At 74.6% G+C, this 20,466-nt stretch carries 20 protein-coding genes; 8 read left to right on the forward strand and 12 right to left on the reverse strand.

Translation table 11 applies throughout. The features are described 5' to 3' along the window. Positions 1-39: 39 nt before the first annotated feature. The 7 genes from lgt to hisI form a co-directional block, all read right to left on the reverse strand. On the reverse strand, positions 40-1,002 hold the full coding sequence (gene lgt, locus BLU42_RS07645; RefSeq protein WP_091073939.1) for a prolipoprotein diacylglyceryl transferase: 963 nt from the start codon (positions 1,000-1,002) through the stop codon (positions 40-42). After that, positions 999-1,859, reverse strand: coding sequence for a tryptophan synthase subunit alpha (gene trpA / locus BLU42_RS07650; RefSeq protein ID WP_091073940.1), 861 nt, complete (start codon positions 1,857-1,859; stop codon positions 999-1,001). Before trpA ends, lgt begins: the two co-directional genes overlap by 4 nt. Then, positions 1,856-3,196, reverse strand: a complete 1,341-nt coding sequence (gene trpB, locus BLU42_RS07655; protein WP_091073941.1) for a tryptophan synthase subunit beta — start codon at positions 3,194-3,196, stop codon at positions 1,856-1,858. Before trpB ends, trpA begins: the two co-directional genes overlap by 4 nt. A gap of 80 nt (positions 3,197-3,276) precedes the next feature. After that, a complete protein-coding gene (gene trpC, locus BLU42_RS07660) occupies positions 3,277-4,080 on the reverse strand; it encodes an indole-3-glycerol phosphate synthase TrpC (protein ID WP_091073942.1) in 804 nt (267 codons plus the stop codon). 38 nt (positions 4,081-4,118) lie between these two features. Continuing rightward, a complete protein-coding gene (locus BLU42_RS07665; RefSeq protein ID WP_091073943.1) occupies positions 4,119-4,388 on the reverse strand; it encodes an HGxxPAAW family protein in 270 nt (89 codons plus the stop codon). Between the two features lie 23 nt (positions 4,389-4,411). Then, on the reverse strand, positions 4,412-5,092 hold the full coding sequence (locus BLU42_RS07670) for a Trp biosynthesis-associated membrane protein (RefSeq protein WP_157719880.1): 681 nt from the start codon (positions 5,090-5,092) through the stop codon (positions 4,412-4,414). Next, positions 5,089-5,505 carry a phosphoribosyl-AMP cyclohydrolase gene (hisI, locus tag BLU42_RS07675; protein WP_091073945.1) on the reverse strand — a complete coding sequence of 139 codons (417 nt, stop codon included), beginning with the start codon at positions 5,503-5,505 and terminating at the stop codon, positions 5,089-5,091. The genes BLU42_RS07670 and hisI overlap by 4 nt, the downstream gene beginning before the upstream one ends. Before the next feature lie 60 nt (positions 5,506-5,565). Here hisI and BLU42_RS07680 point away from each other — a divergent pair, with 60 nt between their 5' ends. The 5 genes from BLU42_RS07680 to BLU42_RS07705 all read left to right on the forward strand — a co-directional run bounded on the left by BLU42_RS07680 (position 5,566) and on the right by BLU42_RS07705 (position 13,127). After that, positions 5,566-6,225: a TIGR03085 family metal-binding protein gene (locus tag BLU42_RS07680; protein ID WP_091073946.1), complete on the forward strand. Its 660-nt coding sequence runs from the start codon at positions 5,566-5,568 to the stop codon at positions 6,223-6,225. Between the two features lie 244 nt (positions 6,226-6,469). Continuing rightward, positions 6,470-9,025 carry a carboxylate--amine ligase/circularly permuted type 2 ATP-grasp protein gene (locus BLU42_RS07690; protein WP_197680662.1) on the forward strand — a complete coding sequence of 852 codons (2,556 nt, stop codon included), beginning with the start codon at positions 6,470-6,472 and terminating at the stop codon, positions 9,023-9,025. Positions 9,026-9,034: 9 nt separating this feature from the next. After that, complete coding sequence (locus BLU42_RS07695; protein ID WP_231918499.1) at positions 9,035-10,810, forward strand: N-acetylglutaminylglutamine amidotransferase; 1,776 nt, start codon at positions 9,035-9,037, stop codon at positions 10,808-10,810. 1 nt (position 10,811) lies between these two features. Continuing rightward, entirely contained in the window at positions 10,812-12,692 is a 1,881-nt protein-coding gene (locus BLU42_RS07700; protein ID WP_091073948.1) for a S9 family peptidase, read from the forward strand. A 78-nt stretch (positions 12,693-12,770) separates the two neighbouring features. Then, entirely contained in the window at positions 12,771-13,127 is a 357-nt protein-coding gene (locus BLU42_RS07705; protein ID WP_091073949.1) for a universal stress protein, read from the forward strand. A gap of 52 nt (positions 13,128-13,179) precedes the next feature. Here the strand turns inward: BLU42_RS07705 and BLU42_RS07710 are convergent, their stop codons facing one another. The 5 genes from BLU42_RS07710 to BLU42_RS07730 form a co-directional block, all read right to left on the reverse strand. After that, positions 13,180-14,076 (reverse strand): endonuclease domain-containing protein, encoded by an 897-nt coding sequence (locus BLU42_RS07710; RefSeq protein WP_091073950.1) that lies wholly within the window; start codon positions 14,074-14,076, stop codon positions 13,180-13,182. 89 nt (positions 14,077-14,165) lie between these two features. Then, entirely contained in the window at positions 14,166-15,683 is a 1,518-nt protein-coding gene (gene gatB, locus BLU42_RS07715) for an Asp-tRNA(Asn)/Glu-tRNA(Gln) amidotransferase subunit GatB (RefSeq protein WP_269458022.1), read from the reverse strand. Then, entirely contained in the window at positions 15,680-17,212 is a 1,533-nt protein-coding gene (gene gatA, locus BLU42_RS07720) for an Asp-tRNA(Asn)/Glu-tRNA(Gln) amidotransferase subunit GatA (RefSeq protein ID WP_091073951.1), read from the reverse strand. The genes gatB and gatA overlap by 4 nt, the downstream gene beginning before the upstream one ends. Continuing rightward, on the reverse strand, positions 17,212-17,508 hold the full coding sequence (gatC, locus tag BLU42_RS07725) for an Asp-tRNA(Asn)/Glu-tRNA(Gln) amidotransferase subunit GatC (protein WP_091073952.1): 297 nt from the start codon (positions 17,506-17,508) through the stop codon (positions 17,212-17,214). The genes gatA and gatC overlap by 1 nt, the downstream gene beginning before the upstream one ends. 101 nt (positions 17,509-17,609) lie before the next feature. Further along, on the reverse strand, positions 17,610-18,770 hold the full coding sequence (locus BLU42_RS07730; RefSeq protein WP_091073953.1) for a DUF1015 family protein: 1,161 nt from the start codon (positions 18,768-18,770) through the stop codon (positions 17,610-17,612). Between the two features lie 147 nt (positions 18,771-18,917). On the opposite strand from BLU42_RS07730, the gene BLU42_RS07735 reads away from it, so the two are divergent. The 3 genes from BLU42_RS07735 (at position 18,918) to BLU42_RS07745 (ending at position 20,448) form a co-directional block, all read left to right on the forward strand. Beyond that, the gene (locus BLU42_RS07735) at positions 18,918-19,538 is read left to right on the forward strand and encodes an ACT domain-containing protein (protein WP_091079760.1); all 621 of its coding nucleotides are present in this window, start codon (positions 18,918-18,920) and stop codon (positions 19,536-19,538) included. Positions 19,539-19,596: 58 nt separating this feature from the next. Then, positions 19,597-20,103, forward strand: a complete 507-nt coding sequence (locus BLU42_RS07740; protein WP_091073954.1) for a YqaA family protein — start codon at positions 19,597-19,599, stop codon at positions 20,101-20,103. Positions 20,104-20,166: 63 nt separating this feature from the next. Then, positions 20,167-20,448: a hypothetical protein gene (locus tag BLU42_RS07745; protein ID WP_091073955.1), complete on the forward strand. Its 282-nt coding sequence runs from the start codon at positions 20,167-20,169 to the stop codon at positions 20,446-20,448. The last annotated feature ends 18 nt before the right edge of the window (positions 20,449-20,466 follow it).

Genomic DNA, 20,466 nt, shown 5'->3' on the forward strand with positions numbered 1-20,466 from the left:
CCTAGGCAGTCCTACTATACGGGCGTCGCGGACGGCTCCTCACCGTTCGGACGGCTCCTCGGACGCCGACGGTGCGGTCTCGCGGGCCTCGTCGGCCTGCTCGGGCTCGTCGGCCTGCTCGGGCTCGTCCGGCTCCCCGGGTCCGGCGCCCGGGGCGCCCTCCTCGACGACGGCCTCGCGGCCGGGACGGTGGCGCGACAGCCAGACCAGCACGAGCGCGGCACCCACGAAGGTGATCAGCGAGGTGTAGTTGTTGAGACGGAAGCCACCGATCTCGTTGACCGTGTCGATCCGCAGCGCCTCGATCCAGAACCGCCCGAGCGAGTAGAGCATCACGTAGAGCGCGAAGACCCTGCCGTGGCCCAGCCGGAAGCGGCGGTCCAGGACGACCAGCAGGACGGCCACGACGGCGACGTCCCAGAGCAGCTCGTAGAGGAACGTCGGGTGGAAGGTCGCGTACTGCTCGTAGCCCTGCGGCCGGTAGCGCGGCGCGATCTCCAGGCCCCAGGGCAACGTCGTCGGCCGCCCGAAGAGCTCTTGGTTGAACCAGTTGCCGAGCCGCCCGATCCCCTGCGCGACCGCGATGCCCGGGGCGCAGGCGTCGAGCAGGGCCGGGAAGCGGATCCCGCGGCGACGGGCGACGAGCCAGCCGCCGAGCGCCCCGAGGGCGACCGCGCCCCAGATCCCGAGACCGCCCTGCCAGATCTTGAGCGCGTCGACCGGGTTGCGCCCGGGGCCGAAGTAGAGCTCGTAGTCGGTGATGACGTGGTAGATCCGGGCGCCGACGATGCCCGCCGGCACGGCGACCACGACGACGGACTCCAGCCCGTCGGAGGTCCCCCCGCGGGCGCGCCAGCGGCGCGTCGCGACGACCATCCCGACGATGATCCCCGCGATGATGCAGAGCGCGTACGCCCGCAGCGGCAGCGGGCCCAGGTGCCAGACGTTCTGGCCCGGGCTGGGGATGAAGAGCGGGGCGAGCGCGGACGCCGCCGGCGTCACGAGTCGCCCCTGACCCCGCGCACGAGGTCGTCGACGACCGCGCGCAGCCGGGTCAGGTCCTCGGGCGTGCCCGCCTCCTCGGCGTCCAGCAGCGTGCGGACCAGCGCCGAGCCGACGATCGCGGCGTCGGCGTACGTGGTGACCTCGCGCGCCTGCGTGCCGTCGGAGATGCCCAGGCCGACGCCGACCATGGCGTCGGGCGAGGCGGCCCGGATGCGGGCGACGAGGTCGGGCGCGGCGGTCGAGCTCTGCGCGCGGGCGCCCGTCACGCCCATGACCGAGGTGGCGTAGACCCACCCGCGGCACGCGGCGACGGTCTCGGCCAGGCGCTCGTCGCTCGAGGAGGGCGAGACCAGGAAGATCCGGTCCAGCCCGTACGCGTCCGACACCTCGATCCAGGTGCCGGCCTCGTCCGGGGTCAGGTCGGGGGTGATGATCCCCGCGCCGCCGGCCGAGGCGAGGTCGCGGGCGAAGGCCTCGGCGCCGTAGTGCTCGACGAGGTTCCAGTAGGTCATGACGACGGCCGGGGTGCCGGCCTGGGCGAGCGCCTCGACGGCGGTGAAGGCGTCACGCGTCCGGACGCCGCGGGCCAGCGCGCGCGTGCCGGCGCGCTGGATCGTGACCCCGTCCATCATCGGGTCGCTGTAGGGCAGGCCGACCTCGACCAGGTCGACGCCCGGGCCGTCGCCCTCGCCGGTCAGCGCGCGCAGGGCGGACACCGACGTCGCGACGTCGGGGTAGCCCACGTGCAGGAAGGCGACGAGTGCTCCGCGGCCCTGCTCCTTGGCGGCGGCGAAGACCTGCCCGGAGCGCCCGCGGTCGAAGGTCGCCGTGGGCTCGGTGGTCGGCGCGCTCACAGCTGGACCGCCGTGGTGCTCGCGGGCCCGTCCTTCTCCATGCTCATGTCGAGCTCGGGGTCGGCGCTGAGGTTGGTGCCGACCGGCCGGCCGGACTCCGAGCCGGTGCCGCGGGTGTCGACGCCGAACCACTGGATGGCGGTGTCGACGTCCTTGTCACCGCGCCCGGACAGGTTGACCAGGACGATGTTCGGCTGGCCGTCGGCGCGCGGGGGCAGCGAACGGCCCAGGCGCAGGGCGCCGGCCAGGCCGTGGGCGGACTCGATGGCCGGGAGGATGCCCTCGCTGCGGGTCAGCAGGCGGAAGGCCTCCATGGCCTCGGTGTCGGTCACCGCCTCGTACGTCGCCCGGCCGGTCGCCGCGAGCCAGGAGTGCTCGGGGCCGACGCCCGGGTAGTCGAGGCCCGCGGAGATGGAGTGCGAGTCCTTCGTCTGGCCGTCGTCGTCCTGCAGCACGAAGGTGCGCATGCCGTGCAGCACGCCGACCGAGCCGGCCGAGATCGTCGCGGCGTGGCGGCCGGTCTCGACGCCGTCGCCGCCGGCCTCGTAGCCGTGCAGGGCCACCCCGGAGTCACCGATGAAGTCGGCGAAGATGCCGAGCGCGTTGGAGCCGCCCCCGACGCAGGCGGCGACGGCGTCCGGCAGCCGCCCGTACGAGGCGAGGACCTGGGCGCGCGCCTCGGTGCTGATGACGCGCTGAAACTCGCGGACCAGCAGCGGGAAGGGGTGCGGCCCGGCGACGGTGCCGATCAGGTAGTGGGTCTGGTCGACGCTGGCGACCCAGTCGCGCATCGCCTCGTTCATCGCGTCCTTGAGCGTCTGCGTGCCCGACTCGACGGCGATGACCTCGGCGCCGAGCAGGCGCATGCGGGCGACGTTCAGGGCCTGGCGCTCGGTGTCGACCTTGCCCATGTAGACGGTGCACTCGAGCCCGAAGAGGGCGGCGGCGGTCGCGGTGGCGACGCCGTGCTGCCCGGCGCCGGTCTCGGCGATGACGCGGGTCTTGCCCATCCGCCGGGTGAGCAGCGCCTGGCCGAGGACGTTGTTGATCTTGTGTGAGCCGGTGTGGTTCAGGTCCTCGCGCTTGAGCAGGATCAGCGGCGCCGGACCCTCCGCCGGACGGGCGTGCTCGGCGAAGCGCGTGGCCACCGTGATGGGCGAGGGCCGGCCGGTGTAGTCGGCGAGCAGCTGCGCGAGCTCCGCCGCGAAGGCCGGGTCCTCGGAGGCGGAGCGGAACTCGGCCTCGAGCTGGGCGAGCGCCGTCCACAGCGCCTCCGGGACGAACTTGCCCCCGAAGTCCTCGAAGTGACCGCGGGCGTCGGGCAGGGCGCTGACCATGCGCCGAGGATACGGCGCCCAGCGCGCTCGCCCGCCTGCTTTGTCGAGCGGTGGTCAGGCTCCCGGGTGGGACGTGCGGGTCAGCTGCGGTGCACGGCGGGGTGCGCCCCCGCGGCGACCAGGTCGGCCACCCCGGTGCGCGGGTCGCGGCCCGTGACGAGCGCCTCACCGACGAGGACGACGTCGGCCCCCGCCCGGGCCAGCTCGATGACGTCGTGGGGACCGCGCACGCCGGACTCGGCGATCCGGACGACGCCGTCGGGGATCAGCGGGGCGAGGCGGGCGAAGGTCGTCGGGTCGACCTCGAGGGTCTGCAGGCTGCGGTTGTTGACCCCGATGATCCGGGCGCCGGCGTCGACCGCGCGGCGCACCTCGTCGGCGGTGTGGGCCTCGACGAGCGGGGTGAGCCCGATCGACTCGGCCCGCTCGACCAGGCCGACGAGCTGGGTATCGGTGAGCGCCGCGACGATCAGCAGCACCAGGTCGGCCCCGGCCGCCCGCGCCTCGAAGAGCTGGTACGCCGTGACGACGAAGTCCTTGCGCAGCACCGGGACGTCGACGACGGCCCGGACGCGGACGAGGTCGTCCAGCGAGCCCGAGAAGCGGCGCCGCTCGGTGAGCACCGAGATGACCGCGGCTCCCCCGGCCTCGTACTCCGCCGCCAGGGCGGCCGGGTCGGCGATCGTGGCCAGCGCGCCCTTGCTCGGGCTGGAGCGCTTGACCTCGGCGATCACCGAGACGCCCGGCCCGCGGAAGACGGGCATCGGGTCGAGCGCGGCGTCGACCTGGAGGCAACGCTCCTTGAGCCGCTCCAGGGACACCTCGGCCTGGCGCAGCTCGAGGTCCTCGCGGACCCCGGCGACGATGTCGTCGAGCACTCCCATGACGTTTCCCCTGGATCGGCTGGGCGGTCGGTGCGGCGCTAGTAGGCGCCGTGCCCGGTCTTCTGCAGCACCAGCGCCGCGATGCCGGCGATCGCCATCAGCGCCACCCCGACGCCGAAGACGACCCAGTTCTGGAACACGACGCCGAAGCCGCCGATGACCACGGCGACCATGGCGGTCAGGCTGCCGACCCACGCGGCCAGGGTCTGGCCGTGGTGGACGTGCTTGTGACGCTCACCGGAGGGGTCGCTGATCTCGGAGCGCCGGGCGGTGCCCGACGGGTCCGCGGCACGGGACGGGGCTGCCATCTCGGTGCTCCTTGTCCCCACGCTCAGGTGGGCTCGTCGGTCCGGGCGGACGCCCGGGGGTTCATTGTTACCCCCGACGCGGCGTCGTGCACATCGGCCCTCCCGCCCTGGGCGCTCGGGGCGGGTCCCTGGTCGGGCGTCGGGTCGAGCGTCGGGTCGACCCCCCTGTCGAGCGAGCGCCACAGCGTCGCGGGGTCGTCGGACCGCGCCGAGGGCGTCGACCCTGCCTGCCCCTCCTGCCCCGGGCGCTCGAAGCGCGCGGCCCGCGTGGGCCAGCGCGGGGCGGTCACCGCCATCAGCAGCGCCGCGGCCAGGACGAGGGCGCCGGCCGCGGCGTACACGAACGGCCACGCGGTGCCGACCAGCGCGAACTGGTCGGCCAGGCTCACCTCGAGGACCCGGCTCTCCACGGTGCCCGACGCGGGGCGGGGGCGGTCGAGGCCGACCACGACGGCGCCGGCGCCGGCCAGCGCCAGCAGCACGCCGAGGACCCGCCGGCCGCGGGCGCGCAGCACCAGGCCGAGCAGCGCGCCGGCCAGGACGACGAGGGCGAGGGCCTGCGCCAGGCCGGCCGTCGTCTCGGTGCCGCTGAACCCGACGTCCACGCCCGTGCCGGAGGCGCGCCACCACGACCGGGAGCCGGCGACGAGCGCCAGCACGGCGCCGACGGCCAGCCCGGCGAGGGCGAGCGGACGGGCCCTCACGCGGTCGGCTCTCCCGACGGCTCCCCGACGACGGCGGGCAGCTCGCGCGCGTCGAAGCAGGTGCGCTCACCGGTGTGGCAGGCCGGGCCCTCCTGGCGGACGGTCACCAGGAGGGTGTCGCCGTCGCAGTCGAGGCGCACGCCGCGCACCCACTGCCGGTGGCCGCTGGTCTCGCCCTTCACCCAGTACTCGCCGCGGCTGCGGGAGTAGAAGGTCGACCGGCCCGTCGTCAGCGTGCGGTGCAGGGCCTCGTCGTCCATCCAGCCCACCATGAGCACGTCGCGCGACTCCTCGTCCTGCACGACCGCGGGGACGAGGCCGGCGGCGTCGCGCTTGAGGAGCGCGGCCAGGGCCGGGTCGAGCGACGAGACCGGGGCAGCGGGGACGGCGGGGGCGGGAGGTGCGGGGCTCACAGGCCCAGTGTCCCCCGCGAGCGCCGGGGGTCGCCGCGCCCGCCACTACCATCGACCCTCGTGACCTTTGCCCAGTCCGAGCGCGCCGAGCTGGCGGACCTCCTCGACCAGGTCGGTCCCGACGCCCCCACGCTCTGCGAGGGCTGGGACGCCCACGACCTGGCCGCGCACCTGTGGATCCGCGAGACCGACCCGGTCGGGGCCGGCGGCATCGTGGCCAAGCCCCTCTCGGGCCTGCTCGAGCGGCGGATGGCCGAGGCCAAGGCGCGCTGGCCGTACGCCGAGCTGGTCGACAAGGTCCGCAACGGCCCCGCGCGCTTCTCCGTCTTCGCCATCCCGGGCGTGGACGAGGGCGCGAACACCATCGAGTACTTCGTGCACCACGAGGACGTCCGCCGCGCGGGCTCGACGCCCCTGGAGCCCCGGACCCTGCCCGAGGACGTCGAGGGCTGGCTCTGGCGCCGGCTCAAGCTGCTGGCCCGCGCGCAGTTCCGCCGGGCCAAGGTCGGCGTGGTCCTCGAGCGCGCGGGCGTCACCGACGCCGACGGGCGACCCGAGACCATCCGCGCCGCCGCCGGTACCCACATCGTCACCGCCGTCGGCTCCCCCAGCGAGCTGACCCTGCTGGCCAACGGCCGGACGCGGGCCGCCGACGTCCGCCTCGTGGGCGAGCCCGACGCGGTGGAGGAGCTCCTCCGCCTCGACCAGGCCGACTCGTGAGCCCCCCGCCCGCACCACTGTCCGCGTCGTCGGGGTCGTCGCCCTCGTCGTCGGCGCCGTCTGGGTCGGCCAGGGCCTCGGCTACCTCCCCGGCAGCTTCATGACCGGCGTCCGCACCTGGTTCTGGATCGGCCTGGCCTGCGTCCTCGCCGGACTGGGCCTGCTGCTCTTCAGCCGCAGGAGGTAGCTCCCCGTAACACGACGGCTCTAGTGTCTCGGCGATGAGGCGAGCACCGGGGGAACCGTGCCTGCGGAGCTGACGCTCGGCGCCGAGGAGGAGCTGCACCTCGTCGACCTGGACAGCCGCCGGCTGGTCGGACGGGCGCCGCAGCTGCTGTCGCGGCTGCCGGCGAGCAGCTACTCCGCCGAGATCCAGCGCACCACGGTCGAGACGAACACCGAGGTCGTCAGCACCCTCGACGGGCTGCGGGCCGAGCTGCTGCGGCTGCGGAGGCTGCTGGTCACCGAGGCGGAGCGCGACAACGTCGGCATCGCCGCGGCCGGGACCGCCCCGAGCGCGGCGCACGCGGACATCGAGCTCACCACGACCGGGCGCTACGGGCGCATGCAGGAGCAGTACCGGATGCTCGTCGACGAGCAGCTGATCTGCGGACTGCAGATCCACGTCGGCGTCTCCGACCGCGACCTGGCTGTCGAGATCATGCAGCGCGTATCCCGCGACCTGCCGGTGCTGACCGCGCTGTCGGCCAGCTCGCCGTACTTCAACGAGCAGGACACCGGCTACTCCTCGATCCGCACGATCATCTGGCAGCGCTGGCCCACCGCCGGTGCGACCGGGCCGCTGCGCTCGGCGGCCGAGTACGACGCGCTGCTCGCCGACCTGATCCGCTCGGGCGTCATCGCCGACGAGAAGATGGCCTACTTCGACGTCCGCCCGTCCTCGCACGCCCCGACGCTCGAGCTGCGGGTCTGCGACGCCTGCCCGGTCGTGGACGACGCGATCCTCATCGCCGGGCTGTTCCGCGCCGCCGTCCGGGCGGCGGAGATCGACGTGCTGGAGGGACGCCCGTACGAGCCGGTGCCCGCGCCGGTGCACCGGGCCGCGCTCTGGCAGGCCGCGCGCGGCGGCCTGCGGGGCAACCTGCTCGACCACGACCTGCACCCGCGGCCGGTCCCCGCGGCCGACGCCGTCTGGGCCATGGTCGAGCGGCTGGCCGGCCCGCTGGCCGAGCTCGGCGACGACGACGAGGTGCGCTGGCTGGCCGAGTCGGCGCTGGCCCGGGGCAACTCGGCGGACCGGCAGCGGGCGGCGTACGCCGAGCGGGGCCTGCTGAGCGACGTCATGGACCTGGTCGTGGCCGAGACCCGCGGCCCGGCCGAGGGCCCGCGTCCGGCCGCGCCGGAGCTGCGGCGCTACCGCTCCCGCGCCGGCGACGAGGCCGTCGGGGCGAACCGGCGCCCGCGGCCCGCGTACGAGGGGCTGGTCGAGGTGTTCCGCGACCTCGACGCCGACCGCATCGACGCCCGGGCCCGGGCCCGCGACACGTGGGTCGCCGAGCACGGGCTGACCTTCGGGGTCGAGGGCACCCAGCACCCCTTCAACGTCGACCTCGTGCCCCGGGTCGTCGCGCCCCACGAGTGGCGCGACCTCGCCAACGGGCTGGGCCAGCGGGCGCGGGCGATCGAGGCCTTCCTGCGCGACGTGTACGGCGAGCAGCGCGTGCTCCACGACGGCGTGCTCTCCCCCGACCTCGTCGTCGGCGCCCCGGGCTGGCGCGAGGAGGCGCGGCGGCTGCCGGCCGACGCCGTCCGCGCGCCGGTGATGGGCTTCGACCTGGTGCGCAACGAGTTCGGCGGCTGGCGGGTGCTCGAGGACAACGTCCGCAACCCGTCCGGCGCCGGCTTCGCCCTCGCCATCCGCGAGCTCCTCGACGACGTCATGCCCGACCTGCCCCGCCCGCCGGGGCTGCTCGACCCGGCCGACGCGATGCCCCTGCTGCGGCGCACGCTGCTCGGCGGGGGCGACGAGGGCACCGCCGCGCTGCTCTCGAGCGGGCCGTCGAGCTCGGCCTGGTTCGAGCACCGGCTGCTGGCCGAGCGAGCCGGCCTCGTGCTCCTCACCGCGGACGAGCTGACGGTGACCGACGGCGAGGTCCGCGACCGCCGCGACGGCCGCCGGGGTCCTCGTCTGGACGCCCTCTACCTGCGCCTGGACGTCGAGCTGGTCGACCTCGTCGACGCGGCCGGGCACCCGGTCGGCGCCGAGGTCCTCGACGTCGCGGCCGCGGGCGGGGTCCGGCTGGCCAACGCCCCGGGCAACGGCGTCGCCGACGACAAGGCGATGTACTGCTACGTGCCCGAGCTGATCGGCTACTACCTCGGCGAGTCGGCGAGCCTGGAGTCGGTGCCGACCTACCGCACGAGCGAGGAGGCGGAGTACCGCCTCGTGCTCGACCGGGTCGGCGAGCTCGTGACCAAGCCCGTCGACGGCCACGGCGGCGCCGGCGTGCTCATCGGCCCCGACGCCTCGGCCGCCGAGGTGGCGCACCGCCGGGCCGAGATCGCCGCCGCGCCCGCCCGCTGGGTCGCCCAGGAGGTCGTCGCGCTGTCCTCGCACCCGACGCTCGCCGGGAGCCTGCTGCAGCCGCGGCACGTGGACCTGCGGGTCTTCACCTACCTGACCGGCCCCGGTCCCGACGACGTCACGATCGCCAAGCTCGGGCTGACCCGGATGGCCCCCGAGGGCTCGTTGGTGGTGAACTCCTCGCGCGGCGGGGGCGCCAAGGACACGTGGGTCGTGGGCCGGACGGACGACGAGGCAGAGCGGGGTGAGCGGTAGATGTGCGGCTTGAGCGGGGAGATCCGCTTCGACGGGCGCGCGGCGGACGTCGCCGCCTGCGCCTGCGCGACCGACGCCATGCAGCGGCGGGGCCCGGACGGCTCCGGGGTGTGGGCGCGCGGCCCGGTCGCGCTCGGCCACCGGCGGCTCTCGATCATCGATCTCAGCGCCGCGGGCAGCCAGCCCATGGTCGACGCCGAGCTCGGGCTGTCGGTCGTCTTCAACGGCTGCATCTACAACTACAAGGCGCTGCGCGCCGAGCTCGAGGGCCTGGGGCGTCGCTTCTTCTCCACCTCCGACACCGAGGTGATCACCAAGGCGTACGCGCAGTGGGGCACCTCCTGCGTCGACCACCTGCTGGGCATGTTCGCCTTCGCCGTCGTCGAGCACGCGACCGGTCGGCTGGTGCTCGCCCGCGACCGGCTGGGCATCAAGCCGCTCTACCTCGACCACACCCCCGAGCGGCTGCGGTTCGCCTCGACGCTGCCCGCGCTGATCGCCGCCGGCGTCGGCGACACCTCGATCGACCCCGTCGCGCTCGCCTGCTACATGAGCTTCCACAGCATCGTGCCGCCGCCGCGCACGATCCTCAACGGCGTCAAGAAGCTGCCGCCGGCCACCGTCCGCGTCGTCGAGCGTGACGGCACCTGGCGCGAGCACACCTACTGGTCGCCCTCCTTCACCCGCGACGCCGAGCGCGCCGGCTGGAGCAGCCGCGACTGGGAGGAGGCGCTCCTGGAGTCGCTGCGCGTCGCGGTCGAGCGGCGGATGGTCGCCGACGTGCCGGTCGGTGTGCTGCTGTCCGGCGGCATCGACTCCTCGCTCGTGGTCGCGCTGCTGGCCGAGGCCGGGCAGAGCGACCTGGCGACGTTCAGCATCGGCTTCGACAGCAGCGGCGGCGAGCGCGGCGACGAGTTCGAGTACTCGAGCCTGGTCGCGGAGCGCTTCGGCACCGACCACCACCGCATCGCCATCGACGGCTCCCGGCTGCTGCCCGGCGTGTCCGCAGCCGTCGCGGCGATGAGCGAGCCGATGGTCAGCCACGACTGCGTCGCCTTCTTCCTCCTCAGCGAGGACGTGAGCAAGAGCGTCAAGGTCGTGCAGTCCGGGCAGGGCGCGGACGAGGTGCTCGGCGGCTACGACTGGTACCCGCCGCTCGCCGGCGTCGCGCGCGAGGACGCCGTCGAGGCGTACGCGGACGTGTTCTTCGACCGGCGCTGGTCGGCCATGCCGTCGTTGCTGTCGCGCGGGTGGCTCGTCGACCACGACGCCCCGTACGCCTTCGTCGCCGAGCGGTTCGCCGCCCCGGGCGCGGACACCGCCGTGGACGCCGCGCTGCGCAGCGACACGACCGTGATGCTCGTCGACGACCCCGTCAAGCGGGTCGACAACATGACCATGGCCTGGGGCCTGGAGGCGCGGGTGCCCTTCCTCGACCACGAGCTCGTCGAGCTGGCCGGGCGCATCCCGCCCGAGCTCAAGCTCGCCGACGGCGGCAAGGGCGTGCTCAAGCGCGCGGCCCGCGGGGTCGTGCCCGACGAGGTCATCGACCGGACCAAGGGCTACTTCCCCGTCCCGGCCATCCGCCAACTCCAGGGCCCGGTGCTCGGGCTCGTCCGCGACGCGCTGACCGACCCGGCGGCGCGACGACGCGGGCTCTTCCGCACCGACACCGTCGAGGCGATGCTCGCCGACCCCAACCGGACCCGGACGCAGCTGGGGTCCAACGCGCTGTGGCAGCTGGGGCTGCTGGAGATGTGGCTCCAGCACCACGGGGTCGGCTGACGTGGGGGCCCGTGCGCTCGCCGACGCGGTGCGCCTCGGCGAGGAGCTGGTCGACGCCTGGGGCAGCTGGGCACCCACCCTCTCGCCGGACTGCCGGCGGATCGCCTTCGTCAGCGACCGGACCGGCACCCCGCGGCTCTTCGTCCAGGACCTCGTGCTCGCTGCGGAGGCCGTCGAGGGCGCAGAGCCGCCGGCGGCCCGCGAGGTCGTCCTCACCGACGACCCGGTGGTCGAGGTGCACTGGTCGGCCGACGGTGGCTGGCTGGCCTGCGCGCTGGCCACCGGCGGCGGCGTGCGTACGCAGGTGTGGGTCGTGCGCCCGGACGGTTCCGACGCGCGGTGCGTCGCGGGCTCGGCCGACGTGCACGCCGAGCTCGGCCCGTGGACCCGCAGCGGGCACCGCGTCAGCGTCTCCGTCCCGGGCGAGGGCCTCGGCGACCCGACGCGGGCGTTCCTCGTGGACCCGGCGACCGGGGAGCAGCACCCGCTGGCCGAGGGCGAGCTCATCAGCGTGCTCGACCTGTCGAGCGACGAGGACTTCGTGGTGCTGCGCGACGGGCAGCGCGGGCGGCAGTTCTGCGTGGTCGTCGACCGCGTCGCCGACGCCGACCACCCGCTGCTGCCCTACCCGGCGACCGGGTCCACCGACCGCGCGTTCGTGCGCCCCGCCCCGCCGGGGGACCCGACGTCCGGGGACGCGCCGCTGATCGCCTACCTCGCGACCGACGCCGGGCTCCCCCGCCGCCAGCTCCTCGCGATCCCGCTCGGCCCGTCCGGCTGGCGCGGGCAGTCCGGCGTGCTCGCGCCGCGCTCGGACGCCGAGCTCGAGGGGCTCGACGCCGACGACGCCGGGCACCGGCTGCTCGCGGTCTGGAACGTGGCCGGCGGACGCTCCGAGCTCGAGCTCGTCGACGCCTGGACCGGCGAGACCTCGGTCGTCGAGGGCCTGCCGGGCGCGGTGGTAAGCGGGATGCTGCTCAGCCGCGACGGATCGACCGCGCTGATGGCCGTCGAGGGCCCCGAGCGGCCGCGCGAGCTGTGGTGCCTCGACGTGGCGACCCGGACGTGGTCGCTCGCCACGGCGCGTCCGCCCCGCACGGCGGCGCGGCTGGTGACGCCCACGCTGGAGTTCCTGCACGGGCGCGACGGGCTGCCGCTGACCGGCTGGCTCTACCGGCCGCCGGGCTGGACGGGCGCGGGCCCCGCGATGCTGAGCCTGCACGGGGGGCCCGAGGCCCAGGAGCGGCCGACCTTCAACCCGCAGCACCAGGCGGTCGCCGCCGCCGGGATCGCGGTCTTCGCGCCGAACATCCGCGGCTCGTCGGGCTTCGGCCGCGCCTTCGTCCACGCCGACGACGTGCACGGGCGCCGCGACGCGTTCGACGACGTGCTCGCGTGCGCGGAGTTCCTGGTCCGGCTCGGGGTCGCCGAGCCCGGGTGCGTCGCGGTGAGCGGGCGCTCGTACGGCGGTTACCTCACCCTGGCGATGCTCGCCTTCTCCCCCGGCGTCTTCGCCGCCGGCGTCGCGGTCTGCGGGATGTCGGACCTGCACACCTTCTACCGCGACACCGAGCCCTGGATCGCCGCGGCCGCCGTCACCAAGTACGGCGACCCCGAGCGCGACGCGACCCTGCTGCGCGCCCTCTCGCCGATGCAGCAGGTCGCGAACATCGACGTGCCCCTGCTCGTCGCCCACGGCGAGCTCGACACCAACGTGCCCTTCGGCGAGGCGACGCAGGTCGTCGCCGCCCTGCGCGACCTCGGGCGGCCCGTGCAGTTCCTGCCGATCCCCGGCGAGGGCCACGACTACCGCCGTGCGGAGTCGCGCCGGCTGCTGCTCGGCACGATGCTGCTGTTCCTCGACGAGGCCCTCGACCCCTGATCGCAGGCCCCCGACACCACCCCGGCGGGGTGCGGCATCATGCCGAGGAGGGAAAGCCCCAGCACCGCAGGAGGAAGCATGAGCGTTCTGGTCGCCGTCACCGACAGCGCCGAGGGCCGGGCCGCCCTGGAGGCCGCGGCCAACGAGGCCGACCTGCTCAACGTGCAGCTCACCGTCGTCAACCTCACCGGCGCCGACCTCGACCTCACCTCGATCGCGACCGAGGTCCCGTACGAGGTGGTCGTCCCGCACGCGGGCGCCGACGTGGACGAGGTCGAGCAGGTCCTCGCCGCCATCGAGGACCGCGCCGAGGTCACGCGGCTCGTCGTCGGCGTCCGCAAGCGCTCGCCCATCGGCAAGGCCGTGCTCGGCAGCATCGCGCAGCGCCTGATCCTCGAGGCGACGGTGCCCGTGCTGTCGGTCAAGACCAGCTGAGCTGTGCGGCGACTGCGCGCGAAGAGGGCGACACACCCGGCGTGTCGCCCGGTCAGCGCGCAGTCGGGAACAACCGGTGCCACTCCGCGTCGAAGACGGGCTCAGGTCCCTCCCACCCGCCGGCACGGAGGGCCCGGACCACCTCGCTGACGACCGCGCGGGGATGCTCCATCCGTTGCCCGGTGACGCGCATGAGTGCCCACCCGCCTTCGTGCAGCAGTTCGTGGCGCGCGATGTCCACGTTCCACTGGCGCTCGTCCGTGCGGTGCTGGTCGCCCTCGTACTCGAGAGCGACGCGCCACCGGCGGAGCAGCAGGTCAACCCGTCCGACCCGACGACCGTCGACCTCGATCACGGGGTTGACGTCGGGCTCCGGCAGGCCGGCGAGGACCAGGCAGAGCCGCAGGCGCGTCTCTTGCGGCGAGTCGACCCGGTCGCGCACGAGGCTTGCGGCGCGTCGTGCTCGGCGGACGTGCCGCCCGCGCGCCAAGGAGGTGATGCCGACCAGCTCGGCCCACGACGTGGCTCCCCACCGCACCAGCCAGTCGCCGGCGGCGACAAGCTCGACGAGGTCGAGGTCGAGGTCGGCCGCGGCAGTCAGGAAGGCGTGCGCGGGTGCCACGACCCGGCCGTCGGTGGTCGGCGGGAGCGCCGCCACCCGCCGTACGCGGACGCCCGGCCGGCGGACCTGGTGCGGGTGGGTGGTGACGAACCGCGATGGCCGGGGCTCGCCGACCTCGACGGCGAGGGCGTGCAGCGCCGAGACCCCGTCCAGGAGCACGTCCTCTGGCAGCACGAGCCGCGCGGCGGCGACGCTCAGGTCGAGGTCGGGCTCCAGGAAGGACTCCACGTAGACCCCGTGGTGCTCGCGCCGCACGCGGCTGGTGCGGAGGGTGTCGGGGGTCATCCCGACCTCGGGCGCCTGGGCGGTCGTGAAGGGTCGGAACACGTCAGCAGCCTGCTGCTGCGAGGGCGCCTGCGGTGTTGTCCGTCGTGCCGCCTGTGGACGACCCGCCGGATCTAGCGGCGAGTGCGCACCTACGTCAGGCGCTCCAGCACGAGCTCGCGGACGCGGCCCGCGTCGGCCTTGCCGCCCATGGACTTCATGACGGCACCGATCAGGGCGCCGGCGGCCTGGACCTTGCCCGCGCGGATCTTGTCGGCGACGGCCGGGTTGGCGGCGATGGCCTCGTCCACGGCGGCACCGAGGGCGCCGTCGTCGGAGACGACCGCGAGCCCGCGGGACTTTACGACCGCGGTCGGCGAACCCTCACCGGCCAGCACGCCCTCCAGCACCTCGCGGGCGAGCTTGTCGTTGATCGTCCCGGCGTCGACCAGGCCCTGCAGCTCGGCCACCTGCGCGGGGGTCACGCCGAGCGCGTCGAGCTCGACGCCGTCGTTGTTGGCCCGCCGGGCGAGCTCGCCGAGCCACCACTTGCGCGCCGACTGCGGCGAGGCACCGGCGGCCACAGTCGCCTCGACCAGGTCGAGCGCCCCGGCCGCGACGACGTCGCGCAGCTCCGCCTCGCTGAACCCCCACTCCGCGCTCACGCGGCGCAGGCGGACGGCGGGCGCCTCGGGCAGCGAGGCCCGCAGCTCCTCGACCCACGCCGCCGACGGTGCGACGGGCACGAGGTCGGGGTCGGGGAAGTAGCGGTACTCCTCCGCCTGCTCCTTGCTGCGCCCCGGCGAGGTCGTGCCGGAGGTCTCCTGCCAGTGGCGCGTCTCCTGCTTGACCCGGCCGCCGTCGGCGAGCACCGCGGCCTGCCGCGTCATCTCGAAGCGGACGGCGCGCTCGACGCTGCGCAGCGAGTTGACGTTCTTGGTCTCGGTGCGGGTCCCGAGCGGGGCGTCCGGGGAGGGCCGCAGCGACACGTTCGCGTCGCAGCGCAGCGAACCCTGCTCCATGCGCACGTCGGACACCCCGAGCGAGCGGAGCAGGTCGCGCAGCATCGAGACGTACGCCCGCGCCACCTGCGGCGCGTACTTGCCCGCGCCCTCGATCGGGCGCGTCACGATCTCGATGAGCGGCACGCCCGAGCGGTTGTAGTCGAGGAGCGAGTGGTCGGCGCCGTGGATGCGCCCGGTCGACCCGCCGACGTGCAGCGACTTGCCGGTGTCCTCCTCCATGTGCGCGCGCTCGATGTCGATCCGGTACGTGCGCAGCACGCCCTCGTCGTCGGGCACCTCGACCTCGGCCCAGCCGTCGTGGGCGATGGGCTCGTCGTACTGGCTGATCTGGTAGTTCTTCGGCTGGTCGGGGTAGAAGTAGTTCTTCCGCGCGAAGCGGCACCACGACGCGATCGAGCAGTTCAGCGCCAGGCCGATCCGCACCGCCGACTCGACGGCACGCGCGTTGACCACGGGCAGCGAGCCCGGCAGCCCGAGGCAGACCGGGCAGACCTGCGTGTTCGGCTCGGCGCCGAACTCGGTCGAGCAGCCGCAGAACATCTTCGAGGCGGTGTTCAGCTCGACGTGGACCTCGAGCCCGAGGACGGGGTCGAAGCGGGCCACGACGTCGTCGTAGTCCATGACCTCAGCGGTGGTGGTGCTCACTTGGCGACTCCTCCTTCGTGCACGGCGAGCTCCGGGGCCTGCGCCAGCAGGGGGCCGCCCCAGCGCTCCTCCAGCGCCCGCTCCAGCGCGGCGCCGACCCGGTAGAGCCGGTCGTCGGCCAGCGGCGGCGCCATGACCTGCAGCCCGACGGGGAGCGCGTCCTCGGGCGCGAGCCCGACCGGGAACGACGCGCTGGCGTTGCCGGCGAGGTTCGAGGGGATGGTGCAGAGGTCGTTCAGGTACATCGCGAGCGGGTCGTCGACCTTCTCGCCGAGGCGGAACGCGGTGGTCGGCGTCGAGGGCGACACGAGCACGTCCACCTGCGCGAACGCGGCCTCGAAGTCGCGCGAGACGAGCGTGCGCACCTTCTGGGCTTGGCCGTAGTAGGCGTCGTAGTAACCGCTCGACAGCGCGTACGTGCCGAGGATGATGCGGCGCTTGACCTCGGCGCCGAAGCCGGCCTCGCGAGTCAGCCCCATGACCTCCTCGGCGCTGCGGCTGCCGTCGTCGCCGGCCCGCAGGCCGAACCGCATGCCGTCGAACTTGGCCAGGTTGGAGCTCGCCTCGCTCGGCAGCACCAGGTAGTACGCAGGCAGCGCGTAGGAGAAGTTCGGGCAGGACACCTCGACGACCTCGGCCCCGAGCCCGGCGAGGGTCTCGACCGCCTCGTGGAAGCGCTGCTCGACGCCGGGCGCGTAGCCCTCACCGCCGAGCTCGCGCACCACGCCGATCCTCATGCCGCGCACGTCGCCGGAGCGGGCCGCGCCGACGACGTCGGGCACCGGCGCGTCGATCGAGGTCGAGTCGCGCGGGTCGTGCCCGGCGATCACCTGGTGCAGCAGGGCCGCGTCGAGGACCGTGCGCGCGCAGGGGCCGGGCTGGTCGAGGCTCGACGCGAGCGCGACGAGGCCGTAGCGCGAGGTGCCGCCGTACGTCGGCTTGATGCCGACGGTGCCGGTGACCGAGGCGGGCTGGCGGATCGAGCCGCCGGTGTCGGTGCCGATGGCCAGGGGCGCCTCGTACGCGGCGACAGCGGCCGCTGAGCCGCCGCCGGAGCCGCCGGGGATCCGGTCGAGGTCCCACGGGTTGTGCGTGGGTCCGTACGCGGAGTTCTCGGTCGAGGAGCCCATGGCGAACTCGTCGAGGTTCGTCTTGCCGAGGATGACCAGGCCGGCGTCGAGCATCCGGCGCGTGACGGTGGCGTCGTACGGCGGGACCCAGCCCTCGAGCACCTTCGACCCGCAGGTCGTCGGGGCGCCGGCCTGGGTCAGCACGTCCTTGAGCGCGACGGGCACGCCGGCCAGCGGGCCGAGCGGCTTGCCCTCGGCGCGGTCGGCGTCGACGCGCGCCGCGGCGGCCAGCGCCCGCTCGCCGTCGACGTGCAGGAAGGCGTGGACCGCCGGCTCGACCGCGGCCATCCGGTCGAGGTGGGCCTGGACGACCTCGACCGAGCTGGTCTCGCCCGAGGCGATGGCGGTGGCCAGGTCGGCCGCGGTACGGCGGGTCAGGTCGGTGCTGCTCGTGCTCATCAGCCCTCCTCCCCCAGGATCCGCGGGACGCGGAACCGGTCCTCCTCGGCCGCGGGCGCGCCGGCCAGGGCGGCCTCGCGCGGCATCGAGGGCACGACGACGTCGGCGCGCTGGACGTTGTCCAGCGGCAGCGGGTGCGACGTCGGCGGGATGTCGTCGGCCGCGACCTCGGAGACCTTGGCGACGGCCTCGAGGATCGCGTCGAGCTGGGGCGCGAGGTGCTCCAGCTCGGCCGGGGTCAGCTCGATCCGGGCCAGGCGGGCCAGGTCGGCCACGTCGTTCGGCGTGAGGGCCACCGGGGCGTCACTCTTCCTCTAGGGGTTCGGGACCGGGTCGACCGCACGGGGCGGGACCCGGCTGTCCATCCTAGGGCTGCGGCTCCCCCGGCCTCCCGGGTTCATCCCGCCAGCGGACGCAGCACCGCGCCGGTCTTGAGCTTGGGGGTGAAGAACGTCGACTTGGGCGGCATCAGCAGGCCCTCGCGGGCCGTGCGCTGGATCTCGGCCAGCCCCGGCGGACGGACCAGCACCGCCGCCACCGCCCGGCGGTCGGCCACCGCGTCGAGGGCCTCCTCGACCCCGTCGTGGTAGGCCACCTGCACGTCGAGCCCCTCGAGCGCGACCTCCAGCCACAGCCCGTCGAGGGCCCGTACGCCGTCGAACGCGCCGGGCCGCGGGTCGAGGCGCCAGGCCCCGTCCGCGGTGAGCAGCACCAGCGACCCGGCGCGCGGCTCGACCGGCGTGAGGACGAAGAAGCGCTCGAGCGCCTCCCGCAGGGCCGCGACCTCGACGCCCGTGTAGTGCCGGTGGATGGGCTCGACGCTCAGCTGGTCGGCGACGAGCTCGGCGACGAAGGCCAGGGTCGTCTCGGCGTCGGTGTCCTCGCGGCCGGTCGCGGCCCGGACCTCGTCGCGGTAGGTGCGGCTGACGGCGTAGCGGTGGTGGCCGTCGGCGATCAGCACGTCGTCGGAGGCGAGCAGGTCGCGGATCGCCCGGAGGCGCGCCGGGTCGGTCACCCGCTCCCACACGTGCTCGACCCCGTCCTCGACGACCCGCCCCACCGGCTCCCCCGGCTCGGCGAGCAGCGCGGCGAGGCCCGGCGCGAGCGAGAGGCCCCAGACCGGCGAGAGGTTGGCCCGGGTGGCCCGGGTCAGCTCGAGCCGGTCGGTCGAGTCCTTGGGCGTCGTGCGCTCGTGCGGCAGGACGCCGTGCGCGCCGCCCTGCGTCGGGGCGTCGACGACCTCGAGCGCGCCCAGCACCCCGGCCACGTCACGCCGTGCCCCGCTCGCGTCGGTGAACCGCAGCCGGTAGATGGTGAAGGACGCCGTGTCGTCGAGCGCGACCACGCCGGTGTCCACCCAGCCCTGCAGCGTCTGCGCCGCCCGCACGTAGCGGTCGGGACCGCCGCGGGGCACGTCGACGAACGTCACGTTGTGCGGCGATCGCGCCTGGAGGGCGTCCACGTCGGCGTCGTCGAGGACGTCGTACGGCGGCGCGAGCAGCGGCTCGAGGTCCTCCGCCACGAAGCGGAGGGCGCGGAAGGGTTCGAACCTGGGCATGAGGAGATTCTGAAGGCTCGACGGGAACGAGCACCTTCCGGACCAGTACCGACTCGGGTCGGAGCCGGGGCACGTCCGAGCGGAGCGAGGACCAAAGATGCTGAAACCCCTTGGTAACCCCGGGTCTGCGACGATGTGCGCGTGTTCCTGATGCGCGTCACGCTGCCCGACCGGCCCGGTTCGCTGGGCTCGGTCGCCACCGCCATGGGTGGGGTCGGCGGCGACATCAACGCCGTCGAGATCGTCGAGAAGGGCGAGGGGGTCGTCGTCGACGACTTCATCGTCGACCTGCCGCCGGGCCAGCTGCCGGAGTCGCTGGTCAGCGCCTGCCAGGGGCTCGAGGGCGTCCGCGTCGAGTGGATCGCCCGCTACCCCGAGGGCGGCGGGCTGCAGTCCGACCTCGAGGCGCTCGAGCGCATGACCGCCGACCCGACCCACGCGGCGGAGACGCTCGTGTCGCTCTGCCCGGTCGTCTTCCGCTCCCACTGGGCGGTGCTCGTGCAGACGGGCGGCGACGGGCCGGAGATGACCTTCTCGACCACGCTCGCGCCCGACATCACCCCCGAGCTCGCGGAGCGCTTCGCCCCCTTCGACGTGACCCACCGGCTCGACCTCGAGAGCGGCTGGTCGCCGGGCTGGGGCGACTGCACCCTGGTCGTCACCCCGATCACCCAGGACCGCGTGATCGCGATCGGCCGCCTCGGGGGCCCGGCGTTCCTCGACTCCGAGGTCGCCCGCCTGAACCACCTCGCCGCCCTGGTCAAGTAGGCCCCGCAGCCCTCGCGCCGGCCCCCGTCCGGGCAGAATGCCCTGCACGGGGGTGCGCATGGACGCGTGGGGCTGGGCCGAGCTGGGCGAGCTGGTGACGTCGTTCGGCTACGGCGTGCTGTCCGCGGTCGTGCCGCTGGCCAACGCCGAGGGCTACGTCGTCGTCTCCGGCTACTCCTCCCTCGGCCACGCCATGCCCGTCGTGGTCGGCGTGGTCCTCGGGCAGACGCTCGGCAAGGTGCTGCTCTTCCTCGGCGTCCGGCGCGGCAAGGCCTTCCCCTTCGTCCGCCACCAGCGGGCACGCATCCGGCGCCAGAACGTCGGCCCCGCCCGGCGGCGGTTCCGGGCCGTCCTGGCCACGCTGCTGCGGCTCGTCGGCGAGAAGCGCTGGGGCCTGCCGATCGTGCTGCTGGCCGCGGTGGTCGGCTTCCCCCCGCTCTACGCCGTCGCCCTGCTGGCCGGGGCCACCCGGATGCGGCTCGGGTGGTTCGCCGCCGCGGTGCTCGTGGGCCGCACGGTCCGGTTCGCCCTCGTCGCGCGCGGGGTCGCCGTCCTGCACCCCTGAGGGCTGCCTGTGAGTCTGCGCCGACCCCTGGGCGGGGACCCACCGATCGCTAACCTTGCACGCATGCGGCTGCGCGCGGCGTTCTCCGACCTGAACCTCAACGGGTCGACGCCACCCCGCGTCCAGCCCCGGCTCGGCGAGTGGGGTCCCGAGCTCGTGCCAAGCACCGGGCAGAAGCGCCGGATGCGGATCTGGGTCGGCCTCGTCCTGCTCGGGGCGATGCTCGCCCTCTTCGGCCTCGGCTGGTACGTCTACCACGCCATGACCGGCAGCTGGGGCTTCGGGATCGACGAGAAGAGCGGCTTCCTCGCGCCTGCCGCGCTGGTCGCCAGCCTGCTCTCCTGAGGGTCGGCTGCCCGCCCT

Origin of the sequence: Microlunatus sagamiharensis (genome assembly GCF_900105785.1) — a bacterium.
GTDB lineage: Bacteria > Actinomycetota > Actinomycetes > Propionibacteriales > Propionibacteriaceae > Microlunatus > Microlunatus sagamiharensis.

What these genes read in the sequence shown, in the direction of transcription:
- gatA (WP_091073951.1), bottom strand. Translation starts at nt 17,212, where the DNA reads ATGAGCACGAGCAGCACCGACCTGACCCGCCGTACCGCGGCCGACCTG.
- BLU42_RS07730 (WP_091073953.1), bottom strand. Translation starts at nt 18,770, where the DNA reads ATGCCCAGGTTCGAACCCTTCCGCGCCCTCCGCTTCGTGGCGGAGGAC.
- BLU42_RS07705 (WP_091073949.1), top strand. Translation starts at nt 12,771, where the DNA reads ATGAGCGTTCTGGTCGCCGTCACCGACAGCGCCGAGGGCCGGGCCGCC.
- trpC (WP_091073942.1), bottom strand. Translation starts at nt 4,080, where the DNA reads ATGGGAGTGCTCGACGACATCGTCGCCGGGGTCCGCGAGGACCTCGAG.
- trpB (WP_091073941.1), bottom strand. Translation starts at nt 3,196, where the DNA reads ATGGTCAGCGCCCTGCCCGACGCCCGCGGTCACTTCGAGGACTTCGGG.
- BLU42_RS07665 (WP_091073943.1), bottom strand. Translation starts at nt 4,388, where the DNA reads ATGGCAGCCCCGTCCCGTGCCGCGGACCCGTCGGGCACCGCCCGGCGC.
- BLU42_RS07745 (WP_091073955.1), top strand. Translation starts at nt 20,167, where the DNA reads ATGCGGCTGCGCGCGGCGTTCTCCGACCTGAACCTCAACGGGTCGACG.
- BLU42_RS07740 (WP_091073954.1), top strand. Translation starts at nt 19,597, where the DNA reads ATGGACGCGTGGGGCTGGGCCGAGCTGGGCGAGCTGGTGACGTCGTTC.